19 protein-coding genes, 1 tRNA gene and 3 rRNA genes are annotated in these 24931 nt (G+C 33.6%); 2 read left to right on the top strand and 21 right to left on the bottom strand.

Annotated elements, in window-relative coordinates; genetic code table 11:
* Nucleotides 1-22: 22 nt before the first annotated feature.
* The 20 genes from DR024_RS04510 to DR024_RS04420 all read right to left on the bottom strand — a co-directional run bounded on the left by DR024_RS04510 (nucleotide 23) and on the right by DR024_RS04420 (nucleotide 22516).
* Nucleotides 23-1000: an ABC transporter ATP-binding protein gene (locus DR024_RS04510; protein ID WP_027097283.1), complete on the bottom strand. Its 978-nt coding sequence runs from the start codon at nucleotides 998-1000 to the stop codon at nucleotides 23-25.
* A 3-nt stretch (nucleotides 1001-1003) separates the two neighbouring features.
* Nucleotides 1004-1996 (bottom strand): ABC transporter ATP-binding protein, encoded by a 993-nt coding sequence (locus DR024_RS04505; RefSeq protein WP_027097282.1) that lies wholly within the window; start codon nucleotides 1994-1996, stop codon nucleotides 1004-1006.
* An 11-nt stretch (nucleotides 1997-2007) separates the two neighbouring features.
* Nucleotides 2008-2967 (bottom strand): oligopeptide ABC transporter permease, encoded by a 960-nt coding sequence (gene opp4C / locus DR024_RS04500; protein WP_034865865.1) that lies wholly within the window; start codon nucleotides 2965-2967, stop codon nucleotides 2008-2010.
* A gap of 11 nt (nucleotides 2968-2978) precedes the next feature.
* Nucleotides 2979-3941: an ABC transporter permease gene (locus tag DR024_RS04495; protein WP_027097280.1), complete on the bottom strand. Its 963-nt coding sequence runs from the start codon at nucleotides 3939-3941 to the stop codon at nucleotides 2979-2981.
* A 127-nt stretch (nucleotides 3942-4068) separates the two neighbouring features.
* Nucleotides 4069-5781, bottom strand: a complete 1713-nt coding sequence (locus tag DR024_RS04490) for an ABC transporter substrate-binding protein (protein WP_055185273.1) — start codon at nucleotides 5779-5781, stop codon at nucleotides 4069-4071.
* A 455-nt stretch (nucleotides 5782-6236) separates the two neighbouring features.
* Nucleotides 6237-8009, bottom strand: a complete 1773-nt coding sequence (locus DR024_RS04485) for an ABC transporter ATP-binding protein (RefSeq protein ID WP_027097278.1) — start codon at nucleotides 8007-8009, stop codon at nucleotides 6237-6239.
* A complete protein-coding gene (locus DR024_RS04480; protein WP_027097277.1) occupies nucleotides 8002-9735 on the bottom strand; it encodes an ABC transporter ATP-binding protein in 1734 nt (577 codons plus the stop codon). The genes DR024_RS04485 and DR024_RS04480 overlap by 8 nt, the downstream gene beginning before the upstream one ends.
* 176 nt (nucleotides 9736-9911) lie before the next feature.
* A 5S ribosomal RNA gene (rrf, locus tag DR024_RS04475) occupies nucleotides 9912-10028 on the bottom strand.
* A 118-nt stretch (nucleotides 10029-10146) separates the two neighbouring features.
* Nucleotides 10147-13054, bottom strand: a 23S ribosomal RNA gene (locus tag DR024_RS04470).
* A 197-nt stretch (nucleotides 13055-13251) separates the two neighbouring features.
* Nucleotides 13252-14766 (bottom strand): 16S ribosomal RNA (locus DR024_RS04465).
* The 16S, 23S and 5S rRNA genes sit together here with 1 tRNA gene alongside, the layout of an rRNA operon.
* Nucleotides 14767-15233: 467 nt before the next feature.
* Nucleotides 15234-15308: transfer RNA gene (locus DR024_RS04460), tRNA-Glu, on the bottom strand.
* 126 nt (nucleotides 15309-15434) lie between these two features.
* Nucleotides 15435-16358 (bottom strand): alpha/beta hydrolase, encoded by a 924-nt coding sequence (locus DR024_RS04455; RefSeq protein WP_027098088.1) that lies wholly within the window; start codon nucleotides 16356-16358, stop codon nucleotides 15435-15437.
* Nucleotides 16359-16476: 118 nt separating this feature from the next.
* Nucleotides 16477-16629 carry a hypothetical protein gene (locus DR024_RS17630; protein WP_153246633.1) on the bottom strand — a complete coding sequence of 51 codons (153 nt, stop codon included), beginning with the start codon at nucleotides 16627-16629 and terminating at the stop codon, nucleotides 16477-16479.
* A 164-nt stretch (nucleotides 16630-16793) separates the two neighbouring features.
* On the bottom strand, nucleotides 16794-17648 hold the full coding sequence (locus tag DR024_RS04450) for an NAD(P)/FAD-dependent oxidoreductase (protein WP_027098089.1): 855 nt from the start codon (nucleotides 17646-17648) through the stop codon (nucleotides 16794-16796).
* A gap of 6 nt (nucleotides 17649-17654) precedes the next feature.
* On the bottom strand, nucleotides 17655-17969 hold the full coding sequence (gene trxA / locus DR024_RS04445; RefSeq protein WP_027098090.1) for a thioredoxin: 315 nt from the start codon (nucleotides 17967-17969) through the stop codon (nucleotides 17655-17657).
* Nucleotides 17970-18057: 88 nt separating this feature from the next.
* Nucleotides 18058-18198, bottom strand: a complete 141-nt coding sequence (locus DR024_RS17625; protein WP_172458917.1) for a hypothetical protein — start codon at nucleotides 18196-18198, stop codon at nucleotides 18058-18060.
* A 201-nt stretch (nucleotides 18199-18399) separates the two neighbouring features.
* On the bottom strand, nucleotides 18400-20106 hold the full coding sequence (locus DR024_RS04435; RefSeq protein WP_027098092.1) for an ABC transporter ATP-binding protein: 1707 nt from the start codon (nucleotides 20104-20106) through the stop codon (nucleotides 18400-18402).
* Nucleotides 20107-20131: 25 nt separating this feature from the next.
* Nucleotides 20132-20803 carry an ATP-binding cassette domain-containing protein gene (locus DR024_RS04430; RefSeq protein WP_034866196.1) on the bottom strand — a complete coding sequence of 224 codons (672 nt, stop codon included), beginning with the start codon at nucleotides 20801-20803 and terminating at the stop codon, nucleotides 20132-20134.
* 11 nt (nucleotides 20804-20814) lie between these two features.
* Nucleotides 20815-21567 (bottom strand): ABC transporter permease, encoded by a 753-nt coding sequence (locus DR024_RS04425; RefSeq protein WP_027098094.1) that lies wholly within the window; start codon nucleotides 21565-21567, stop codon nucleotides 20815-20817.
* On the bottom strand, nucleotides 21542-22516 hold the full coding sequence (locus DR024_RS04420; RefSeq protein WP_027098095.1) for an ABC transporter substrate-binding protein: 975 nt from the start codon (nucleotides 22514-22516) through the stop codon (nucleotides 21542-21544). Before DR024_RS04420 ends, DR024_RS04425 begins: the two co-directional genes overlap by 26 nt.
* A 321-nt stretch (nucleotides 22517-22837) precedes the next feature.
* Here DR024_RS04420 and DR024_RS04415 point away from each other — a divergent pair, with 321 nt between their 5' ends.
* Nucleotides 22838-23137 carry a hypothetical protein gene (locus DR024_RS04415; RefSeq protein ID WP_027098096.1) on the top strand — a complete coding sequence of 100 codons (300 nt, stop codon included), beginning with the start codon at nucleotides 22838-22840 and terminating at the stop codon, nucleotides 23135-23137.
* A gap of 72 nt (nucleotides 23138-23209) precedes the next feature.
* Here DR024_RS04415 and DR024_RS04410 read toward each other — a convergent pair whose 3' ends face one another.
* Nucleotides 23210-23632 (bottom strand): YaaR family protein, encoded by a 423-nt coding sequence (locus tag DR024_RS04410; protein WP_027098097.1) that lies wholly within the window; start codon nucleotides 23630-23632, stop codon nucleotides 23210-23212.
* A gap of 143 nt (nucleotides 23633-23775) precedes the next feature.
* Between DR024_RS04410 and DR024_RS04405 the strand changes: the two genes are divergently transcribed.
* On the top strand, nucleotides 23776-24909 hold the full coding sequence (locus DR024_RS04405; protein WP_034866199.1) for a DEAD/DEAH box helicase: 1134 nt from the start codon (nucleotides 23776-23778) through the stop codon (nucleotides 24907-24909).
* Nucleotides 24910-24931: the final 22 nt, after the last annotated feature.

The raw sequence follows: 24931 nt of genomic DNA, 5'->3' as shown, positions 1-24931 counted from the left end.
CCCTTATAATCTATTTAAATCTTTATATTTCTCCAACTCTATGACAAGCAACAAAGTGTCCTTCTTTAATTTCTCTATATTCAGGTGCTTCTTTCTTACATTTATCAGTAGCATATGGACATCTTGTATGGAACTTGCACCCCTTTGGAGGATTAGCAGGTGAAGGTATATCCCCTGTTAATATAATTCTGTCTCTCTTAATTGTTGGATCTGGTATTGGAATAGCTGAAAGTAATGCCTTTGTATAAGGATGTAGAGGATTATCAAATAATTCATCCTTATCTGCAAGTTCAACCATTGATCCTAAGTACATAACTCCAACTCTTTGGCATAAATGTTCAACAACAGATAAATCATGTGATATGAACATATATGAGAATCCTTTTTCTTTTTGTAGTTTAACTAATAAATTAATAATTTGTGCTTGAATAGATACATCAAGTGCAGATACAGGTTCATCTGCAACAATGAACTCTGGATCAAGTGCTAGTGCTCTAGCAATACCTATTCTTTGTCTTTGTCCACCTGAAAATTCATGTGGAAATCTATCTATTTGATATTCAGCAAGCCCACATAGATCCATTACTTCTAAAACTTTCTCTCTTAGATTCTCTTTAGTAGCCATTTTATGATCTATTAAAGCTTCCCCAATTATTTGTCCAACTGTCATTCTCGGATTTAGTGAAGAATATGGATCTTGGAATATTAATTGCATCTTAGGTCTAAGTGCTCTCATTTCCTTCTTACTTAATTTACTTAAGTCTTGGTCTTTAAAGTATACTTTTCCCCCTGTAGGCTTAAGTAATTGAAGTATGGCTCTACCAGTTGTAGATTTACCACAACCTGATTCTCCAACTATTCCTAGAGTTTCTCCTTTTCTTACCTCTAAAGATACACCATCAACAGCTTTTACATTACCTATAGTTTTAGAAAAAAATCCACCCTTTATTGGAAAATATTTTTTTAGATTTTCTACTCTTAGTATAACTTCTTGTTCCATCTACTAATTTTCCTCCTTTGATGTATTTTCTTCATATAACCAACAAGCTACCTTATGGTTATCTTCTATTAATCTTAAATGTGGAATTGTATTCTTACATTCTGGTTTACAACATTCACATCTTTCACTGAAATAACAAGAATCAGGTATTCCAACAGGATTAGGAACTTGTCCAGGTATAGAATATAATTCTTCTTTTCTTTCAGTAATTATAGGTTTTGACTTTAAAAGTCCCTTTGTATATGGATGAGATGGATTTTTAAATATCTCCATAACTCCACCTTCTTCAACAACCTTACCTGCATACATAACAACAACATAATCTGCCATTTCTGCAACAACCCCAAGATCATGAGTTATTAATAAGATTGATGTATTAAGATCACTTTTTATCTTTCTCATTAAATCTAAAATTTGTGCTTGTATTGTAACGTCTAATGCTGTTGTTGGTTCATCTGCAATTAGAAGTTTTGGCTTACAAGCAAGCCCCATAGCTATCATAACTCTTTGTCTCATACCACCTGATAATTCATGTGGATAACAATCAACAATTTCATTAGCTCTAGGTATTCCTACCTCTTCTAATAATCCTATTGCTCTCTTTCTAGCAGTTTTCTTATCTAAACCTTCATGTAAAATTAAAGGCTCCATAACTTGAAATCCTATTGTAAATGTTGGATTAAGAGAACTCATTGGTTCTTGGAATATCATTGCGATATCCTTACCTCTAATACTTCTCATTTCTGCATCAGTTGCTTTTAATAAATCTTTGTTCTCAAATAAAATTTGTCCACCATCATTAAAGCCAGTATCCTTAGATACTAATCCCATAATACTCATAGCTGTTATTGATTTACCACATCCTGATTCACCAACAACACATACAGTTTCACCTTTTTTGACCTTAAAAGAAACATCATTTACTGCTTTAACTATTCCTGCTTCTGTTTTGAAAAAGGTTTTTAAGTTTTTTACTTCTATTAAATTTTCACTCATACCTCTTCCTCCTATCTTCTCTTCTTAGGGTCAAGTGCATCTCTTAGGGCATCCCCAAAAAGATTAACTGCCATTACTGTAATTACCATACAAGCACCTGGTGGCATCCAAAGCCATGGTCTTTTTTGTAAATCAATTGCTTTATTTGATGCTGAAATCATATTTCCCCATGATGGTGTAGGTTCAACTACTCCCATACCTAAATAACTTAATGCTGATTCAGTAAGTATTGCAGATGCAACTCCTAAAGTAGCGTTAACAATTATTGTAGGGATAACATTTGGAATTAAATGTTTTAAAATCTTTCTAGTATCTTTAAGTCCTAATGATTCTGTAGCTTGCATAAATTCTTGCTCTCTTAAAGATAATATTTCTCCTCTAACCAACCTTGCAATAGATGGCCAAGAAAGTAAACCAAGCATAAACATCAATGCTACTATTCTCATATTAGGATTTACTTTTAAATCAGACAACATACTTCCCATTAAAATTACTATTGGTAAGAATGGTATTGATAAGAATATATCTGTAAATGCCATTAAGAAATAATCTATTTTTCCACCATAATATCCTGCTATAGAACCTATTAAAGTACCTACAACAACTGATATAACAACTGATACTACACCAACTGCTATTGAAATTCTTCCTCCAACCATAACTCTTGTAAGTACATCTCTTCCAAGATAATCAGTACCAAACCAATGTTTTAAAGATGGCGCTGCTTTAATTAATGCGCTTCTATCATTATAACCATATGGAGATAATAACGGTCCTATAAAGGAAAATATAAACATAAATATTAATAAAGCCAATCCTATCATTGCGAATTTATTTTGCTTTAGTCTTCTTATAATTAATTTTCCAGGGGATTCAATTTCATAACTTGTTGCATCTTTTTTATCAACATTAGATTCATCTATTTCTTTTGCCTCTATTTGTTGCTTGTTTTTCTTTAATTTATCTAGCATCGTTTCCCCTCCTACTTTAATTTTATACGTGGATCAACCACTGCATAAAGAATATCTGATAGTAAATTACCCATTAAAGTAAGTACAGCCATGAACATATTAAATCCCATAAGTAAAGTATAGTCTCTATTTAATATTGCTTCATATCCTATTCTACCTATACCTGGCCATACAAATATTGTTTCAGTAATAAGAGCACCTGCAAATAAACCAGGTAAACTCATACCAATATAAGTTATTACTGGAATCAATCCATTCCTTAAAGCATGTTTATAAATAACAACCTTCTCTTTTAGCCCTTTAGCTCTAGCTGTTCTTATATAATCTTGGTTAATTACTTCTAGCATAGCTGTTCTAACGTATCTTATCAAAGATCCTGCTTGTAAGATAGTTAAACTAACAACTGGCAATACCATATGAATTAATACATCCTTGTAATAAGCAGCTCCTGTTAAATTAGAACCTGCTGTAGTCATTCCCCCTATAGGAAATAATTTAATCTTTAATGAAAATGCATTTATAAGCATAAGTCCAAGTAAAAAAGATGGTAATGATATAGAAACAAATGTCAGTATTGTAGTTGCCTTATCTGCAAGAGAATACTGTTTTGTTGCACACACTATACCTAATGGAATAGCAATTAATATAGATAATAAAAATGCTGTTCCAGCTAAAACAAATGAATTCCAAGCATAATCTTTTATAATTTCACTTACTGGTTGTCTTAACTTAAGAGACTCATCAAAATCTCCTTTTACTGCTTTCTTAAGCCAGTTTACATATCTTTCACCAAAAGGCTTATCAAATCCGTATACCGCTTCTAACTGCTCTAACTTTTCTACTGTCATATTAGGATTAACCTTAGTATCCAGAAAATTTCCTGGTGCTAAGTCAATAACCTTAAATAACAATATAGAGATTATTAGCAATGTAGGTATCATCTTCAATATTCTTTTTACTGTATATTGTAACATTTTCTCTCCCCATTTCTAAGTTCGTTAATTACATTTAATTGAATAATTAGAAAAATAAACTAATTTATTCTTCTAATTATTAGAGGCATTTCATTATGAAATGCCTCACAAATTAATTAGTGAACTATTATTCTGCTAAAGTTGCCTTATAAAGGTTCCAAGTATAGTGAACAAATGGTGAGTTTTCTAATCCTTTAACTCTTCCATTGTAAGCCCACATATCACTTCTTTGATATACAAATATATATGGTAAATCATTATTTAATTCAGTATATAATTGTTTATATAACTCTTTAGCTTTTTCTTTATCTAATTCTTTATTAATTTGATCATATAATTTGTCAACCTTCTCATTGCTGTAATTTGTCTTATTTTGAGAACCATTTGTTCCATAAACATCCATATCGTTAGGGTCATTAGTTAATCCCCAAGCCATGAACATCATATCCCAATCGTTACCTTGTTGCTTTTCTCTCATAGCAGTGAAGTCCATCTTTTCACTAGTGTACTTAACTCCTAGTTCTTTCCAGTCATCATTAGATACTGAAAGTATTGAATCTACAACATCATTATCAGAAGTACCAGTAAAGTTAATTGTTAATTTAACTCCATCTTTTTCTCTGATTCCATCTGCTCCTACTTTCCAACCAGCTTCATCTAAGATTTTCTTAGCTTCTTCTAAGTTGTATTCGTATTTATTATCACCTTCATAGTAAGCCCATGAAGCTTTTGTTTGAGGAACATTTATAACTTCAGCATACTTATTAAAGATTGAAGAAGTTATAGTTTGTCTATCTAAAGCAACTGTTAATGCCTTTCTAACTGCTGGATCTTTAAATTGTGGTTTATTATGGTTAAAGCAAATATATCCGTAACCATTTGTTGGATATAACTTGTATCCAAGATATCCTAAATCTTCACTATGACTTACATTATCTTCACTTACTGATAGATCAACTAAGTCAATATCTCCAGCTTCTAACATTTGAAGTTTTGTAGCTTCAGTAGTAACTTTATAAACTATATTCTTAATTCCAGGCTTTCCAAGAACAAAATTATCATTAGCTTCTAGAACTAATTCTTGTCCCTTTTTGTAGCTCTTGAAATTATAAGCTCCTGATGTTGGACCTGGATTTGTAAATGTTTCTTTTAATTTATCTGTATGTCCTTGAGAATAGTACTTAGCCATGTACGCTGCATTAACTGGTTGAGTACCTCCTAATACTATTTCAGCTGAAGAACTCTTTTCTACTAATGTAAACTTAACAGTTTTATCATCAACTATTTCAACACCTGATACTGAATCAGCTTTTCCTTCAAAATATTCTTGAGCTCCCTTAACTTTTACTCTTCCTGTTCTATAGTCTGCAATTCCTGTATAGCTGCTATCACAAGCTATCTTTATTGCCATTTCTACATCTTTCGCAGTAACATCTGTTCCATCAGACCACTTTGCGTCTTTTTTAATCTTATAAGTATAAGTTAGACCATCTTCTGAAATTTCTGGTAATCCTGCTAAGTATTCTCCCATAGAACCATCAGCTTGAGGTGCTGTTAATGCACCAAACATTAATTCAGTTGGATACATGTCATATGCACTTTCTGCATACAATGGATTAAATACTCCATCTGGTGCAATAGTACCAATTACTAAAGTATCCTTTCTATTTTTTGCAACTTCAGGATTATTAGTCATATCCTTAGCTTCATATGTTGTAACAACATCTGATGATAAATCTGTAGTACCACCATTACTTCCGTTATCACTTCCTCCGCATCCTGCTAATACAGATACAGAAAGAGCAGCTGATAACGCAATAGCTATTTTTTTACGTTTCATGTTTTTATCCCCCTTTATTTTTTATGTATGATTATTGCTTTATATAATTCAATATATTCATATTAACTAACATTTTATGTTAATCTTTTTATAAATATACTGACTATATTCATTACTAAGGTATTTATAATAAAAGGGTATCAGACAAGTTAATTACGTCTAACTACCCCATTGTTATCTAGATGTTCCTTATAATACCTAGTTACCAAAATTGTACCATATAATTAATATAATAGTAGGTGGCTTGTCCTTTGTCAATATTCTTCAATAAATTTATTATATTTTTAATAGTTTAATATAAAAATACTAGTTAACCTTAGCACTTTAATATTTTGTTATAAATTTTACAATTCTTTATATTAATTTGTCAATTTATTTTTTTAAAATTATATTATTATAATTTAATAAAAAAAGACTCAATGAATAACCTTAAGTTATTCATTGAGTCTTTTTTATTATTTATTTGCAAACTGACTATTGTATAATTTTTCATAGAATCCTCTATAATTCATTAGCTCTTCATGTGTACCTTTTTCAACAATATCTCCATCATTAATAACTAATATTAAATCTGCATTTCTTATTGTAGATAATCTATGAGCAATTACAAAACTTGTTCTACCGCTCATTACGTTTTTCATTGCATTTTGAATCATAAGTTCTAATCTTGTATCTACTGAACTAGTAGCTTCATCAAGTATTAAAATGGCAGGGTCAGCTAATATTGCTCTAGCAATAGTAAGTAATTGTTTCTCACCCTGAGATATGTTTGAAGCTTCTTCATTCAGAATCATATCATATCCATCTGGTAGGGTTTTAATAAAATGATGTACATTTGCAACTTTTGCTGCATTTATAACTTCTTCATCACTTGCATCAAATCTTCCATATCTAATATTATCTTTTATTGTGCCTTTATAAAGCCATGTATCTTGGAGTACCATTCCAAACATCTTTCTTAGCTCTTCACGCTTTATATCTCTAATATCTACGCCATCAATTTTAATAGCTCCTCCTTGAATCTCATAAAATCTCATTAGTAGATTGATAATTGTTGTTTTTCCTGCACCAGTTGGTCCAACTATTGCAACCATCTGACCACTTTTTATATCTACATTCAAATCTTTAATAAGAGTTTTATCTTCAAAGTAGCCAAATTTAACATGATCAAAGGTTACATTTCCCTTTGGATCCTTTAGTGTTATTGAATCTACTTTATCTTTTATTTGTTCTTCCTCATCTAAGATTTCTATTACTCTTTCCATAGCTGCTACAGCTGATTGCATAGCAGAAGATAATTGAGTTACTTGCGATAAAGGTTGGTTTATTTGCCATATATATCTTATGAAAGCTTGTAAGTTTCCTGTAGTAATTATTCCTCTAATTGCATCTATAGCTCCTATTGCTCCTATTATAGCAATTCCAATATAACTAACTAATGAAACAAGTGGAGACATTGTGCTTGATATAAACTGTGCTTTAAATCCAGTTCTACAAAGTTCATCATTGGTTTCCATAAACTCTTTTATAGAATCTTCTTGCTTTCCATAAAGCTTTATTTCATTAAAACCAGTATACATTTCTTGTACTTTACCATTTAATTTTCCCAGTGCCTTCTGCTGTCTATAAAATAGATTTTGTGATTTACTTACAATAAATCTTGATACTAATATACTTAACGGAATTATAAAAACAGCTATAAATGCCATTTTTATATTTATAGTAAACATCATTATAAGTGCAAGGGTAATTGATAAAAATGAATTAACAACTTGCACAAAACTTTGTTGAAGGGCATTAGATATTGTGTCTATGTCATTAGTTATTCTGCTTAATACATCTCCATAACTATTCCCATCAAAATAGCTTATTGGCAACCTTCTTATCTTATCTTGCACAGCATTTCTAAGTCCTTTTACTGTATTTTGAATTGCATTAGTTAAAAGAAAACTTGCAATATAAGTTGAAGCAGTACTTGAAACATAAACGCCCCCTAAAACTATCATTACCTTTATTACGTATCCAAAGTCAACTCCAGCTCCCTCAATTCCTTTCATTATATTGAAAGAATCCTCAGTTAATTGAGTGATTATTAATCCTTCAGTTACTGGAGCTAATGCATTAAATATTGCAGCTGAAATTATAAAAATTATGGCTCCAAAAAATGCCCATCTATAAGGTTTTATAAAAGGAGAAATTTTTTTAACTATAACTTTAAACTTATTCATATTCTAATTCCTCCTTTGTTAATTGAGATGATGCAATTTCATTATAAATTTTACAATTTTTTAACAACTCTTTATGCTTTCCTATTCCAACTATTTCTCCTTCATTTAGAACTACAATTCTATCTGCCTCCATTATAGACCCAACTCTTTGAGCAACTACTAACACAACAGACTCTTTTGTTTCTTCCTTAAGTCTTTCCCTAAGTATTGAATCCGTCTTAAAATCTAAGGCTGAAAAACTATCATCAAATATATATATTTCCGGCTTTCTTACTAATGCTCTAGCAATAGATAACCTTTGCTTTTGTCCTCCAGAAACATTCTTACCACCTTCACTTATTATTTCTTCAAATTGTTTAGGCTTCTTTGATATGAAATCATATGCTTGAGCTACTTTTGCAGAATGAACTACTTCACCTGTTTTTGCATTTTTCTTACCAAACTTTATATTGCTAGATATACTTCCTGTAAATAATAAAGTCTTTTGTGGTATAAAACCTATTTTCTTTCTTAAAGCCTTAAGGTCATAATCCCTTACATCAACACCATCAACTTTTATACTACCCTCGGTAACATCATAAAATCTAGGTATAAGATTTATTAATGTACTTTTACCACTTCCTGTACTTCCTATAAACGCAATCATTTCTCCCTTCTTGCATTTAAAAGATATGTTTTTAAGTACTGGCTCTTCTCCATTAGGATAAACAAATGTTACATTATCAAACTCAACTTCACCCTTTACTTCCGTTTGCTTTACTCCGTTTTCAGGGTTTTTAATTAAAGATTCTTCATTTAATAATTCCTCAATTCTATTAGCAGATACCTGTGCTTTAGGATACATTACAAATACCATTGAAAATAGCATTAATGAAAACATTGCATGAAATAAATATTCTATAAATGCAACTAATTCTCCTATTTGAAGAGTACCAGCATCTATCATATTACTAGAAACCCAGAATATTGCTAAAATTGCTACGTTAAGTAACAAAAAGAATGATGGCTGTGACACTGCCATCAGCTTAAATAACTTTTTAGATACACTTGCATATGCTTCATTTGTCTCTTCAAAACGTTCTTTTTCATGATTATCATTACCAAATGCCCTTATAACTCTTATACCTGTTAGATTTTCTCTAGATATTCTATTTAATTTATCTAGTCTTTTTTGCTGAGTTTCAGATAATGGCTCAGATATTTTAGCAATAACAATAACACCTATAACTATAAATGGTACAGTAATAGCAAGTACTGTTGATAGCTTTACACTAGTTCTAAGTATTAGTACTAGACTAATTCCAAACATAACAGGAGTTAATACTGCCGTTCTTAAAAGAGTATTAACAAATTGCAATAAAACAAATGCATCATTTGTAGTTCTTGTAATCATTGATGATATACCAAACTTATCATATTCACTATGAGAAAATTCTTGAGCTTTCTTAAAAATATCATTTCTTATATCTCTAGTTATACCAGTAGATATTTTAGCTGAACAATACCCTAAAAGAATTGTTCCTGCAACACCTAAAATTGAAATAAGTACTATAACTCCACCCATCCTTTTTATATATTGAATATCTTTATTAGCTATCCCACTATCAATTACTTTTGCCATTATAGTTGGTATTCCTAACTCTACCAGAGCAAATCCAAATACTGATATAACATTAACAACTACTAATAACTTATAATTCTTTAAATACTTCAATATCAGCCTCATATAATTCTTATCCTCCTTTATTAGTTATGTATTTCTTACTCAATTATATATCATATAATATATTATCTATTATTGTACATATTTTTATTTGTAAAAAAGTGGCGTAGATATTTATTTTTTGTTCCATAACAAAACTTATATAAAAAAAGAGAATAGCTATTGCTATTCTCTTTATAACTTGGCAACGTCCTACTCTCCCACACAGTCTCCCATGCAGTACCATCGGCGCTATAGAGCTTAACTTTCCTGTTCGGTATGGGAAGGAGTGTTTCCTCTATGCCATCATTACCAAATGCCTGACAGTCCAAATTTTATATTTGGTTACTGGAAGGTATGCAATCCCTTAGGATTGTATTCCTTAATCAGAGTTGTTCTCTGAAAATTGCACATAATTATTGAAATATCTTTAACTTGGTCAAGCCCTCGACCTATTAGTATCAGTCAGCTACATACATTACTGCACTTACACCTCTGACCTATCAACCTCGTGTTCTTCAAGGGGTCTTACTAGCTTATGCTATGGGAAATCTCATCTTGAGGTGGGCTTCACGCTTAGATGCTTTCAGCGTTTATCCCTTCCCGACTTAGCTACCCAGCTGTGCTCCTGGCGGAACAACTGGTGCACCAGAGGTCAGTCCATCCCGGTCCTCTCGTACTAAGGACAGCTCCTCTCAAATTTCCTACGCCCGCGACGGATAGGGACCGAACTGTCTCACGACGTTCTGAACCCAGCTCGCGTGCCGCTTTAATGGGCGAACAGCCCAACCCTTGGGACCTACTTCAGCCCCAGGATGCGACGAGCCGACATCGAGGTGCCAAACCTCCCCGTCGATGTGGACTCTTGGGGGAGATCAGCCTGTTATCCCCGAGGTAGCTTTTATCCGTTGAGCGATGGCCCTCCCACGAGGTACCACCGGATCACTAAGCCCGACTTTCGTCCCTGCTCCACTTGTGGGTGTCGCAGTCAGGCTCCCTTCTGCCTTTGCACTCTTCGAACGATTTCCGACCGTTCTGAGGGAACCTTTGGGCGCCTCCGTTACTTTTTAGGAGGCGACCGCCCCAGTCAAACTGCCCACCTAACAATGTCCTGTCACCAGATTCATGGCACCCAGTTAGAACCTCAGTACTGTCAGGGTGGTATCCCAAGGACGACTCCATCAAGGCTGACGCCCTGATTTCCCAGTCTCCCACCTATCCTGTACAGACAATACCGAAATTCAATGCTAAGCTACAGTAAAGCTCTACGGGGTCTTTCCGTCCAATCGCGGGTAGCGAGCATCTTCACTCGCACTACAACTTCGCCGGATTCACAGTTGAGACAGTGCCCAAGTCATTACGCCATTCGTGCGGGTCAGAACTTACCTGACAAGGAATTTCGCTACCTTAGGACCGTTATAGTTACGGCCGCCGTTTACTGGGGCTTAAGTTCACACCTTCGCTTGCGCTAAGTGTTCCCCTTAACCTTCCAGCACCGGGCAGGCGTCAGCCCCTATACATCAGCTTTCGCTTTAGCAGAGACCTGTGTTTTTGCTAAACAGTTGCTTGGGCCTATTCTCTGCGGCCTGCTCTCACAGGCACCCCTTCTCCCTAAGTTACGGGGTCAATTTGCCTAGTTCCTTAACTGTGATTCTTCCGCCGGCCTTAGGATTCTCTCCTCATCTACCTGTGTCGGTTTGCGGTACGGGCACTACATCTCTCTCTAGATGCTTTTCTTGGAAGCATGGAATCAAGTACTTCGGTTCCGTAGAACCTTCCCCATCACGCCTCAGAATTGTTAGGACGGATTTGCCTTTCCTAACTCCCTAAACGCTTAGACTAGCATCCAATAGCTAGCACACTCTATCCTTCTCCGTCACACCATCGATAATAACGATCAGTAGTGGTATCGGAATATCAACCGATTGTCCATCGCCTACGCCTTTCGGCCTCGGCTTAGGTCCCGACTAACCCTCAGCGGACGAACCTTCCTGAGGAAACCTTAGATATTCGGCCTGTGGGATTCTCACCCACATCTCGCTACTAATGCCAACATTCTCACTCGTAATCAGTCCACCGCTCCTTACGGTACGACTTCAGCCCGATTACGACGCTCCTCTACCGCTCACACATAAGTGTGAACCCGTAGCTTCGGTGGTAAGTTTGAGCCCCGGACATCTTCGGCGCAGGATCTCTCGACTAGTGAGCTATTACGCACTCTTTTAATGAGTGGCTGCTTCTAAGCCAACATCCTAGTTGTCTTAGAAATCCCACATCCTTTTCCACTTAACTTACACTTTGGGACCTTAGCTGACGATCTGGGCTGTTTCCCTTTTGACTACGGAACTTATCTTTCGCAGTCTGACTGCCGGACTAATAGTATGTGGCATTCGGAGTTTGATAAGGTTCGGTAAGCGCTATGCCCCCTAGCCCATTCAGTGCTCTACCTCCACTACTCATATCCGACGCTAGCCCTAAAGCTATTTCGAGGAGAACCAGCTATCTCCGAGTTCGATTGGAATTTCTCCGCTATCCACAGCTCATCCCATGCTTTTTCAACAGCAACGTGGTTCGGTCCTCCACGGGGTTTTACCCCCGCTTCAACCTGGCCATGGATAGGTCACCCGGTTTCGGGTCTACGGCATGCAACTAGTCGCCCTATTAAGACTCGGTTTCCCTTCGGCTCCGTACCTTAAGTACTTAACCTTGCTACATACCGTAACTCGTTGGCTCGTTCTACAAAAAGCACGTCATCACCCTCATAAGGGGCTTTGACCGGTTGTAGGCACACGGTTTCAGGTTCTATTTCACTCCCCTCCCGGGGTTCTTTTCATCTTTCCCTCACGGTACTGCTTCACTATCGGTCATCAGGTAGTATTTAGCCTTGGGAGGTGGTCCTCCCTGCTTCCCACAAGGTTTCACGTGTCTCGTGGTACTCTGGATCAGAACTTGATTATTATGAATTTCACTTACGTGGCTATTACACTCTATGGCTTGACTTTCCAGTCATCTTCAATTATCCATAAATTCTCGTTAATGTTCTGTCCGCAACCCCGGAAATAAATTTCCGGTTTGGGCTCTTTCCCTTTCGCTCGCCGCTACTAAGAAAATCGATTTTTCTTTCTCTTCCTCCAGGTACTTAGATGTTTCAGTTCCCTGGGTTTACCTTCCATAAGCTATGTATTCACTTATGGATACATGGGGTTTCCCATGTGAGTTTCCTCATTCGGAAATCTTCGGATCTCTGGCTATGTGCGCCTACCCGAAGCTTATCGCAGCTTATCACGTCCTTCATCGGCTCCTGATGCCAAGGCATTCACCATGCGCCCTTTGTAGCTTGACCTATTGTCATGATATTAGTTTTAAAACTAAGTTACAAAGAATATTTCTTGGCTATGTTGTATTAACATATCTATATAATTATGTGCAATTTTCAAAGAACATTTGAGCAAACTTGGTCGCTCAAAATTGAACAGAAAGTTAAAAAACAGATTCTAATTTGTACTAGTCAAGCTTCTTGCTTGCTAGATTTCTCCGTAGAAAGGAGGTGATCCAGCCGCAGGTTCTCCTACGGCTACCTTGTTACGACTTCACCCCAATCGCTGACCCTACCTTAGGTGGCTTCCTCCCTTACGGGTTAGATCACCAACTTTGGGTATTGCCAACTCTCATGGTGTGACGGGCGGTGTGTACAAGGCCCGGGAACGTATTCACCGCGACATTCTGATTCGCGATTACTAGTAACTCCAGCTTCATGTAGGCGAGTTTCAGCCTACAATCCGAACTGAGACCGGTTTTATAGTTTTGCTCCACCTCACGGTATTGCATCTCGTTGTACCGGCCATTGTAGCACGTGTGTAGCCCTAGACATAAGGGGCATGATGATTTGACGTCATCCCCACCTTCCTCCCGGTTAACCCGGGCAGTCTCGCTAGAGTGCTCAACTAAATGGTAGCAACTAACAATAAGGGTTGCGCTCGTTGCGGGACTTAACCCAACATCTCACGACACGAGCTGACGACAACCATGCACCACCTGTCTTCCTGTCCCCGAAGGGACTTCCCACATTACATGGTAATTCAGGAGATGTCAAGTCTAGGTAAGGTTCTTCGCGTTGCTTCGAATTAAACCACATGCTCCGCTACTTGTGCGGGCCCCCGTCAATTCCTTTGAGTTTTAATCTTGCGACCGTACTCCCCAGGCGGAATACTTAATGCGTTAGCGGCGGCACAGAGGTCACGACAACCCCTACACCTAGTATTCATCGTTTACGGCGTGGACTACCAGGGTATCTAATCCTGTTTGCTCCCCACGCTTTCGAGCCTCAGCGTCAGTTACAGTCCAGAAAGTCGCCTTCGCCACTGGTGTTCTTCCTAATCTCTACGCATTTCACCGCTACACTAGGAATTCCACTTTCCCCTCCTGCACTCTAGATTTCCAGTTTGGAATGCAGCACCCAGGTTGAGCCCGGGTATTTCACATCCCACTTAAAAATCCGCCTACGCTCCCTTTACGCCCAGTAAATCCGGACAACGCTTGCCACCTACGTATTACCGCGGCTGCTGGCACGTAGTTAGCCGTGGCTTCCTCCTTGGGTACCGTCATTATCGTCCCCAAAGACAGAGCTTTACAACCCGAAGGCCGTCATCACTCACGCGGCGTTGCTGCATCAGGGTTTCCCCCATTGTGCAATATTCCCCACTGCTGCCTCCCGTAGGAGTCTGGGCCGTGTCTCAGTCCCAATGTGGCCGATCACCCTCTCAGGTCGGCTACGCATCGTCGCCTTGGTGAGCCGTTACCTCACCAACTAGCTAATGCGCCGCGGGCCCATCTTATAGCGGATTGCTCCTTTAATTGCTACTTCATGCGAAGCTACAATCTTATGTGGTATTAATCTTCCTTTCGGAAGGCTATTCCCCTCTATAAGGCAGGTTGCCCACGTGTTACTCACCCGTTCGCCGCTAATCCGTTCCCGAAGGAACTTCATCGCTCGACTTGCATGTGTTAGGCACGCCGCCAGCGTTCGTCCTGAGCCAGGATCAAACTCTCAATAAAAAGTTTAATCTTGCTACTTGATTTCTCAAGTTTACTCGTAAAAAAGAATTGCTGGTTTTTAACTTTATATTCTGTTCAATTTTCAAAGACCAATTTGTGTGTCGCACTCAAGCGACTTGCTTATCTTAACACCCTCATCGAAACTTGTCAACAACTTTTTTATCTTTTGTTGCGACCTCTTGTGCTGAGGAACGAGACTTATAATATCATCTATATTCTTATCATTAGTATATTAAAATGTAAATATAACAATTTTATCTTTAAATCTCTTTATATATTGCAATAATACTCTATATTTCTTATGTAGACACACTAGGGTTAGTTTCTAATATATTATAAAAAAACTAATTCTACAAAAACCCAATAAAACCCTACACATCTAAAAATTAGTCTTACTAAAATTTTATGATTTCCTAGACATTAAAAAAAGCCATACCAAAACTTTTAAAGCATTGGTATAGCTTGAATGGTAGTCCCTAGGGGAATCGAACCCCTGATTCCACCGTGAGAGGGTGGCGTCTTAACCTCTTGACCAAGGGACCAAAGACATTTGTTATTATATCACACTTTTCCCAAAATTATAATTTACTTTCCAAACAAATCCATTCATTTTTTTAGTTTTTTATGTAATTTACTCCTTTTTCCTTTATTTCTCTTTATCTTATGATTTAATTTTCACCATTTACCTTGCTAATGAATTTTCTCACTACCTCTTCATACTTTTCTCTATTTGCTCCATAGCATTCCATATGATCTGCATCTTCAACCAAATATAATATATCTTCCTTATTAGCTCTTTTATTATACATATCTTCTGCCATAGTATATGGAACTAACTTATCCTCTTTCCCATGGATAAATAAAATTGGCTTATTAGAATTCTGTATTTCTTTTAATGGATTAACTTCATCCATATCAAAATTACATCTACATTTAATCTTTTTTCTTAGTAACCAATATACAGGTTTAAAAGGAATGTATCTTTGTTTATCAAACTCGTGCTTTATTTCTTCTTTTCCATTAGAAAAACCACAGTCATCAATGATGAATTTTACTTTATTATTATTAACTCCACACATTAATACAGTTGCTCCTCCTAATGACTGACCATGAAGACCTATATATATATCTTCTCCATTCTTCCCTTCTAAATACTTAATCCACCCATCTATATCATTCTTTTCATAATATCCATAGGTAGTATACTTTCCTTCACTTCCGCCATGTGCTCTTTGATCTACTAAAAGAACATTAAACCCTTCATTTAAAAACAATCTAGCAAAAGGCATATGAATATGATAATTAGCACTATACCCATGAACAAGTATCATATATTTATTATTCTTATATTTTTCAATAAGGTACCCCCTTAAGGTATATCCCTCTGAAGATTTAATTTTTACATTAAAAATATCTTCCTCATTATAAATTTCCTCATCTAAAATTCCTTTATCTTTTAAATATAGAAATGCCTCTTCTTTATTCTTCTTATGTTTTAAAAATATCCTTTTAAAGGCTAATTCTGAAGAATAGTGTAAAAATATAACTCCAAAGATAAGTATCAAAATAATTAAGCTAACAATTGCCAACATACTTTTACCTCCCTATCCTTTACTTTTATAAATTATACTAAAAATAAAAAAGAGTAGCTATAACTTTTCTTGCTACTCTCTCTTATTTAATAGATGAACACATTTTTTCCCCTTCCAATTAACCTTGTAATTTTTCTGCTAAAAGCTTTAATTCTTCAAGTGTTAATTTCGCTAAGTAAGGTCTAGATATTTCATTCCCCTCTTGAATCTCACCTCTTCCAAGTTTAAGAATTGTACTTATATACATTTCTCTATAATCCCTCACTGCCATAAAGATTCACCCCCTTTTATCAACTGTTTCTCATTATATTTTATATACTATGCTATACCCCAATAATGATTACAGCTTTTGGATGTATAATATTTTTATATTATATCACAATAATGTAAATTTTCAAAATATTAGGTCAAAAAAATAAGAGAGGTATCCCTCTCTTATTTTCCATCTAAATATGAAACTGCACTTAATGAAGCAATATTTCCTTCACCAGCAGCTTTTATATACTGATAGGGCTTACCAACACAATCTCCAGCTGCAAAGCATCCTTTAAGATTTGTTTTCATAAGTCTATCAACCTTTATATGACCTTCCTCTTCTTGAAGTCCTGGTACTAATTGCGATGGAGATATGGCATCCTTTAATAAGAATACCCCATCTGCTTCTATCTCTCTTGATTTAAATAAAAGCTTAGAAACCTTACTTTCTCCAACAATCTCAGTTGGTTTATCTTCAACTAACTCTATTGAGTCATTTAATTTATAGTTACCTTTATATAATGGAATATAATAAACTTTACTTGCAAGTTCACTTACATAGTTAGCTTCATGTTCCCCTTCTTCATTAGAAGATATTATACATACGGTTTTTCCTTTATATAAAGGAGCGTCACAAGTTGCACAATACCCCACACCTTTACCTAGGAATTCTAACTCTCCTTTTAAAGGCTTCGAGAACTCTACTCCTGTTGCTAAAATTATTGATTTAGCTTCGTACATTTTATCATTTGCCATTAAAGTGAAGTATTCACCCATAGAATAAACATTATTTATTCTTTCTTCAGTAATTTCTATTCCCATAGAGCTTATATGCTCTCTAAAAGCTTCTCCAAGCTTACTTCCTGTAGAATTAGGGAATCCTAAATAGTTATTTATTTTTGGTGCTCTTTGTACCTTTGAACTAAGATTTCTCGTACCAAATAATATAAATGATTTATTTCTTATCTTAGCATTAAGGGCCGCTGATAATCCAGCAGGCCCACTACCTATAATAGCTATATCATATCTATCCATTAGAAATTAAAGAACCTCTTCTATAGCTTCCTTTAATATATCCTTTGGCATAAATCCTACTTTTGTTTCTACTTCAGCACCATCTTTGAATATCTTTATTGTAGGTATACTTTGAACGCCATACTTTGTAGCTGTTTCTGGACTTTCATCCACATCAATCTTTAACACCTTAACTTCTCCCATTTCTGAAGCAACCTCTTCTAAAACAGGTGCTAACATCTTACAAGGTGCACACCAAGTTGCAAAGAAATCAACAACTACTACTCCTTTCGCATTAAGTACTTCTTCATTAAAATTACTATCATTAATATGGTTTACCATTTTATTACCTCCTTATACCCCTTAGGGGTATGTTTCATTTTCTTTATTGTATCTCAATTTATGTCCTATGTCAACCATAAGCCTATATTTATTCTGCTGTATTTACATTATTTTTATTCTTTCTATCTAATTTATTTAATTCTCTACATTCAAAACAAATACACCATTCCTCTCCTGTACTATCATTCCTTTGAAAAAAGAAATCTTTCCCTTCCTCATCTTTTCTCATGCGAAATCCCATGCCGCAGAAACTACATGAAAGGGGTAAAAAATTATTTAACTCTCCTGATGAAATATCACTAATCAAAACTTCCACCTTCTCCAATATAAATTTCTTTATATTAAATTCTATTTTACTGTGCCTTTATTATTACAAAAATTAAAGAGGATATATAAAGTAATAATCACTTAATATATCCTCTTAATGAACTTAATTATGCACAAACTTATTTAATTTTTTATATATACCTTCTATATTCATTAACTCTTCATGAGTTCCTCTCTCTTCGATACCTTTATCTGTAAGAACTATAATTTCATCTGCATTTCTAATTGTAGAAAGCCTATGAGCAACTACTATAGTTGTCCTTCCTTTAGCTAATTCATCAAGAGACTTCTTAATATAATACTCTGTAGTATTATCTAGTGCAGATGTTGCTTCATCTAAAATAAGTATTGGAGGATTTTTCAAGAATACTCTTGCAATAGATATTCTTTGTTTTTGTCCCCCTGAAAGCTTAACTCCTCTTTCTCCAATATAAGTATCATAGCCATCTTCTAAACTCATAATGAAATCATGCATATTAGCTTTTCTTGCAGCTTCATATACCTCTTCATCACTAGCTTCCATATTACCATATCTTATATTATCCTTTATTGTACCAGTAAATAAGAATACTTCTTGTTGAACTATACCAATATTTTCTCTTAAAGAACTTAAAGTAACATCATAAATACTCTTATCATCTATTAGGATATCACCTTTATCTATATCATAAAACCTTGGAATAAGATTACAGAAGGTTGTCTTACCTCCACCTGAAGGACCAACAAGAGCTAGAGTTTTTCCAGCTTCTATCTCTATTGATAATCCATTTAAAATTTGATTATCTTCATAACTAAAGTATGTGTCCTTAAAGGTTATCTTACCTTTTACATCCTTTAATTCAATTGCATCTTTCTTTTCCTTTTCTCTATCCTCTGCAAGTATCTCAACATATCTTTGGAATCCTGTCATACCACTTTGGAATTGCTCCATAAAGTTAATAAGCTTCTTAATTGGGTCCATAAACACCTTAATATATAAAAGATACGCTGTAAAATCTCCTACAGTAATACTGCCGTTAAAAGTATATATTCCCCCGGCAATTAAAACTACATAATTAAGAATATCTAATGAAAAGTTAGCTCCTGAGAAGTATTGAGCCATTATTTTATATGCACCTTCTCTTGCATTCATAAAGCTCTTATTTCCCTCTTCAAACTTTTCTTCCTCATAATCATGTGTTACAAAGGCTTTTGATACCCTTATACCACTAATGCTATTTTCAAGTCCTGCATTTACCTTACCAGTTTCTACTCTAGTTTTTAAGAAAGCTTTATTCATTCTCTTTCTTTGATACATTGTAAATATAACTATTATAGGAATAAAGGCAAATATAATTAAGGTTAAAGTTAAATTTATACTGCTTAAAACTATAAATGAACCAATTAACATTACTATTGATATAAACAAATCTTCAGGACCATGGTGTGCAAGCTCTGAAATATCTTGTAGGTCATTTATAATTCTTGACATAATGTCACCAGTTTTTGTGTTATCAAAGTAGGTATTAGGTAATTTTTGAAGATGATTAAATACCTTTCTTCTCATATCTCCTTGCATTCTTACACCTACAACATGTCCTTGATACTGCATAAAGTATCCACATCCTGCTTTAATTAAAAATAAAATAATTAAAGTCACTGCAAATACTCCAATTACTCTTAGTTCTCCATGATTTGTAGCATTGTCCACTATTTCTCTTGTCATCATTGGATAAACTAAATCTATTGCAGCCGCTAATGATGCTGCCAATAAATCTAATATAAACAGCTTTTTATATGGCTTATAAAATCTAATAAACTTTTTAAACATTTTTCCTCCTTAGTTTCAACAATTACTATATTAATTTTATTATTTCCTGCTTACTCTCTAATAAATTCTTTTTAAATATTCCCTTTATATTAAATGGCTTTCCACCTAACACATAAATTACACCATTCATAAAAATAGCTTCGTCCACATCATGTGTAACAAATATAACTAATCTGTTTTCTTTATTGAATATTTCTTTAAGTTCGCTCATTATTGAATATTTAGTTTTATAATCAAGGGACTTAAAAGGCTCATCCATTAAAATTACTTTTGAAGGCTTTAAAAGAGCCCTTGCTATATTAACTCTTTGCTTCATACCGCCACTTATTTTTTCAGGATAATCATCTTCAATACCTGAAATATGTAATAAGCTAAATATTTCCTTTAATCTCTTTTCTCCCTCTTCCTTAGTAAAATAGTTATAAAGAAACAACTCCATATTTTTCTTTATAGTAAGCCAAGATATAAGTCTATCCTCTTGAAATATATAACTTATATCTTCATTATTTACTCCAATTATTTCTCCACTATCTTTAGAAGACAAACCTGCGATAATATTTAAAAGTGTACTTTTACCTCCACCGGAAGCTCCAATAATACAATTTATCTTATCTTTACTAAATTCAATATTAAAGTTTTCATATATCTCATTTTCATCAAAGCTTTTGCACAAGTTTTTAATAATTAAATCGCTCATATTTTTTCCTCTCACTTCCACTTATTAACCTTAGATATAAGTACCTTATTAGCCCATTCAAAAATCACTGAAATTATTGCTATTAGAACAATCCAAGCAAAAATTGATGTTGTATCAAAATTCATTTTTGACAATTGAATAGCTGAACCTATACCATATTTAGGTTGTCCGTGTACTTCTCCTGCAACCACAACCTTAAATGCTAAAGAAAAAGATGATATTAAGATATTCATTATATAAAACACTATTATTGGAATATATATTTTTTTAATTTTTTCTATAGTAGAAACTCTATATATTTTGCACATATCCACTATTTTATTGTCTATTCCATTTAATGAATTAATTATGCCTTCATATAAGATAGGAAATACTATAGCAAACCCTACTACAAATGGTGCTTTATCCTTGTTAAACCAAATCAAAGCTAATACTACTAAAACCATTGTTGGAATAGTCTTACCTATTGCATTTAAAGGACTTAAAAAATTTCTAAAGAAGGGGTACTGTTTTGAAAGCACCCCTAAGATAATAGCTAATACTAAAGCTATTGAAAAACTAATTAAAGTTCTATATAAACTACTTATTACATTCTGGAAAAAATCAGCACTCCATATTATATCCCCCATAGAAACTAATACTTCCTCAATTCTTGGAAGATATATGTTATTATTAATTTTTACAGCTATTATTTCCCATAGAATTAATAGCACAAAACAAGCCAATAACCTTTGCCTTCTATTTTTCCATGAATACTCCTTCATCTGGAACCTTTCCTCCTATTGTCTTAGGATCAAATTCGTTTAGTTTATTAAAATAATTTATATACTCTTCAGATGTACCTTTTATTTTTGCAAATTTTATATTCCCCTTTTCTACAGCCTTAGGGATAATTGCTTTATTTGCTGAAACTCCAATTTCTTCGCAATATGCTGCCAAAGTTTCACCATCTTCATTTGCAAAATTACAACTATTTTCAACTTCCTTTAAGAACTTTTCCACAAATTTATTATCATTATCTATAAGTTCTTTTTTAACTATAATTGTAGCTTGCGGAAAACCATATTCTGAATTATTAAGAGTTTTCCATTCTTTATTAAAATCCATTATTACATTAATATCAGACTTCTTTGATAAGACTTGGGAAAGTGCTGGTTCTGGAATCACTGCATATTTTGTCTTTCCAGCCAGTATAGTTGGTGCCAATTCTGTAACTCCATTTACATATGAAAAATTAAAATCTTTATCCGGATCGTATCCCTTATCCTTCAAAACTGTTCTTGTAACAATATCAGGTGTTAAACCCTTTCCTATATTGTAAATTTCTTGTCCCTTAAGTTGGTCTAAAGTTTTCTCTCCATCTGCTGATATTAAATAGAATGATCCCCATCCTGTAGTACCCACAATTTGGTATCCTGCATTTTTATTATATTGAGTGGCTGCTACATTTGAAGGTACAACAGCTATATCAGCTTCCCCCTTAAGAACAGATGTAACTATATTTTCAGAAGTTTTTTCAATTGTGTAATTAATATTATACCCTTTCATAACTTCTGGTTTTTCTTTAATCATTTTAGCTAAGGCCATACTTGGTAAGCCATCAGGAATAACAACTTTAACTTCCTTAGTTCCCTTAGGCTCTGACCCTAAGCATCCAGCAAACAATCCTAAAGAAAATAATGCTACTATAATTACTGCTAATTTCTTTTTCATTCTTTATTCCCCCTTTTTTATTTCTCTCATTTTATATTACTACAATATGCAAAAAATTCCTACCTACTTTCCATATTTATTAATAATGATTATCCATTAAATTTAAATTGTTAACTTTACTAAACTTATACTTTTATCTCTTTTTTTCAATAGAAATTTCATTTCACATTAAAGTTATTTACCATAATTGTACAGTGAAATCATTTAAAGTATCACTTTGATTATTGAGTCCAGTCTCCTTAGATTATAGCTATGTACTTTAGAGTAAATAAAGAAATATAATATAAGTGTAAAGAATTTCATTGTAGGAGGAGAAGTCTAATGATATTTTTATTAAAAGTACTTGCTTTTTCTTTTATTATTACAGGATTTATTGCAATGTTTTCTAATCTTTATTTAGGAAGATCTGAACTAGTTAGTCTATATAAATCACTACAAGATAATGTAAATATAAAAAGATTATCACAATATGAAGGAAGTTTTGGCATTATATTCGGTACATTATTATTATTACTATTATATAGCTCATATAATATGAGAATTTTATTCTTTATTCCTTTATGTTTGCTAACATTAATCTATATTCCACTTAGAACTAAACTTATGGCAGATAATAGATAAAAAAATGAGATAGATATTTATTCCCTTAGTACTAAAGGTAAGAAAAAAAGGAATCAATTTTGATTCCTTTTTTCATCTATAAATATCTACAATTAATCCTTGAATTTCATCTATTGTAGCAGCTATACTCATATTTTCCTTTTCTTCACCTAATACAGCTTGAGTTAACTCCTCTAATTTTTCATCTACAGTATCTACTGTAATAAAATATTGAGTTTGCCAAAAGCTAATATCCTTTTGGGTATCATACATAAATTGAAGAACAGATTCTAGGTATTCTTTAATCATTTTTTTATAAAGTCTAACATCGGCATAAGTTTTAGTAATAACCAACCTATTACCCTTTTTCTTTATATCATCTACCATCTTCTTTAATTGCTCTTCTGATTTTCTTTCCTTAGCTTGATTAAAGCTTTGAGAAAAATCCTTTCTATTTGAAACAGTCTTTCTTTCTTCTCTATTAATTGTGCCTCGTGTAACTCTTCCTATTTCCATGTTATCATCCTTCCTGTGACTAATTATATCAAAAAAATACATAAGCTACCACCATTCATGTTATAATATAACTCGCACTTTTTGATTAAAATGTATATAATAAAACTTATGCTAAATAAAACTATTATTAAAAGGAGATTATAATGAAATCATTTAAAGAATTAGGACTAAATGAAAATATAATAAATGGATTAAATAAACAAGGAATTGAAACCCCAACTGAAATTCAATCCCTATCCATTTCAGATATATTAGATGGAATGGACGTTATAGGTGAAGCTCATACAGGAAGTGGTAAAACACTAGCCTTTCTTGCTCCAATTTTTCAAAAAATTGATGAAACTAAAAGAGAAATGCAAGTACTTATTCTAGCTCCAACTCATGAACTAGTAATGCAAATTAATAATCAAATAAAATTACTTAGTACAAATTCAGAAAAAGCTGTTACTTCTCTAAATATTATTGGTGATGTTAATATAGATAAACAAATCAAGAAACTAAAAGAAGTAAAACCACATATAATAGTAGGTACTCCTGGTAGAGTATTGGACTTAATGAATAAAAAGAAAATTGCATCTCATCAAATTAAAACCATTGTTATTGATGAAGGAGATAACCTTTTAGATAACACTAGCTCAAACTTTGTTAAAGACATAGTTAAGAAAACAATGAGAGATAGACAACTTCTTATTTTTTCAGCTACTATTAGCAATAAGACCTTAAGTACTGCAAAGGAACTTATGAAGGATCCTATTATCTATAAAAACAAACAACAAGTTTCCTTAAATCCAAATATAGAACATTACTATATAGAAGTTGATCAAAGAGAAAAGGTTGAAGTACTAAGAAAGTTATTATCTGCAGTAAACCCTGAGAAGGCATTAGTCTTTGTTAATAAGTCTTTTGATATTAACATAGTTAAGGATAAATTAAATTATCATAATAAATCAGCTTTTGCTATGCATAACAGATTAACAAAAGAAGAAAGGCAAAATGCTTTAGAAAGTTTTAGAAATGGTAAGATAAATATTTTAATTTCTTCTGATATGACTGCAAGAGGTTTAGATATTGATAATATAACTCATATTATCAACCTAGACTTTCCTAAAAATTCAGAAGAGTACTTACATAGAGCTGGTAGAACAGCTAGAGGAAATAATTCTGGAATAACTATTTCTTTAGTAACTCCAAAGGAAAAAGGTGCTATAAGAATATACGAAAGAGATTTCAAAATTAAAATTCAAAAGAGAAATCTATCTTATGGAAAACTAATTTAATTAATGATAAGAGGCTGTGATT

It is taken from the genome of Clostridium paraputrificum, from assembly GCF_900447045.1.
GTDB classification, from domain to species: domain Bacteria; phylum Bacillota; class Clostridia; order Clostridiales; family Clostridiaceae; genus Clostridium; species Clostridium paraputrificum.
Note: the sequence above shows the minus strand (reverse complement) of the source record. Positions and strands in the feature narration are given on the sequence as shown.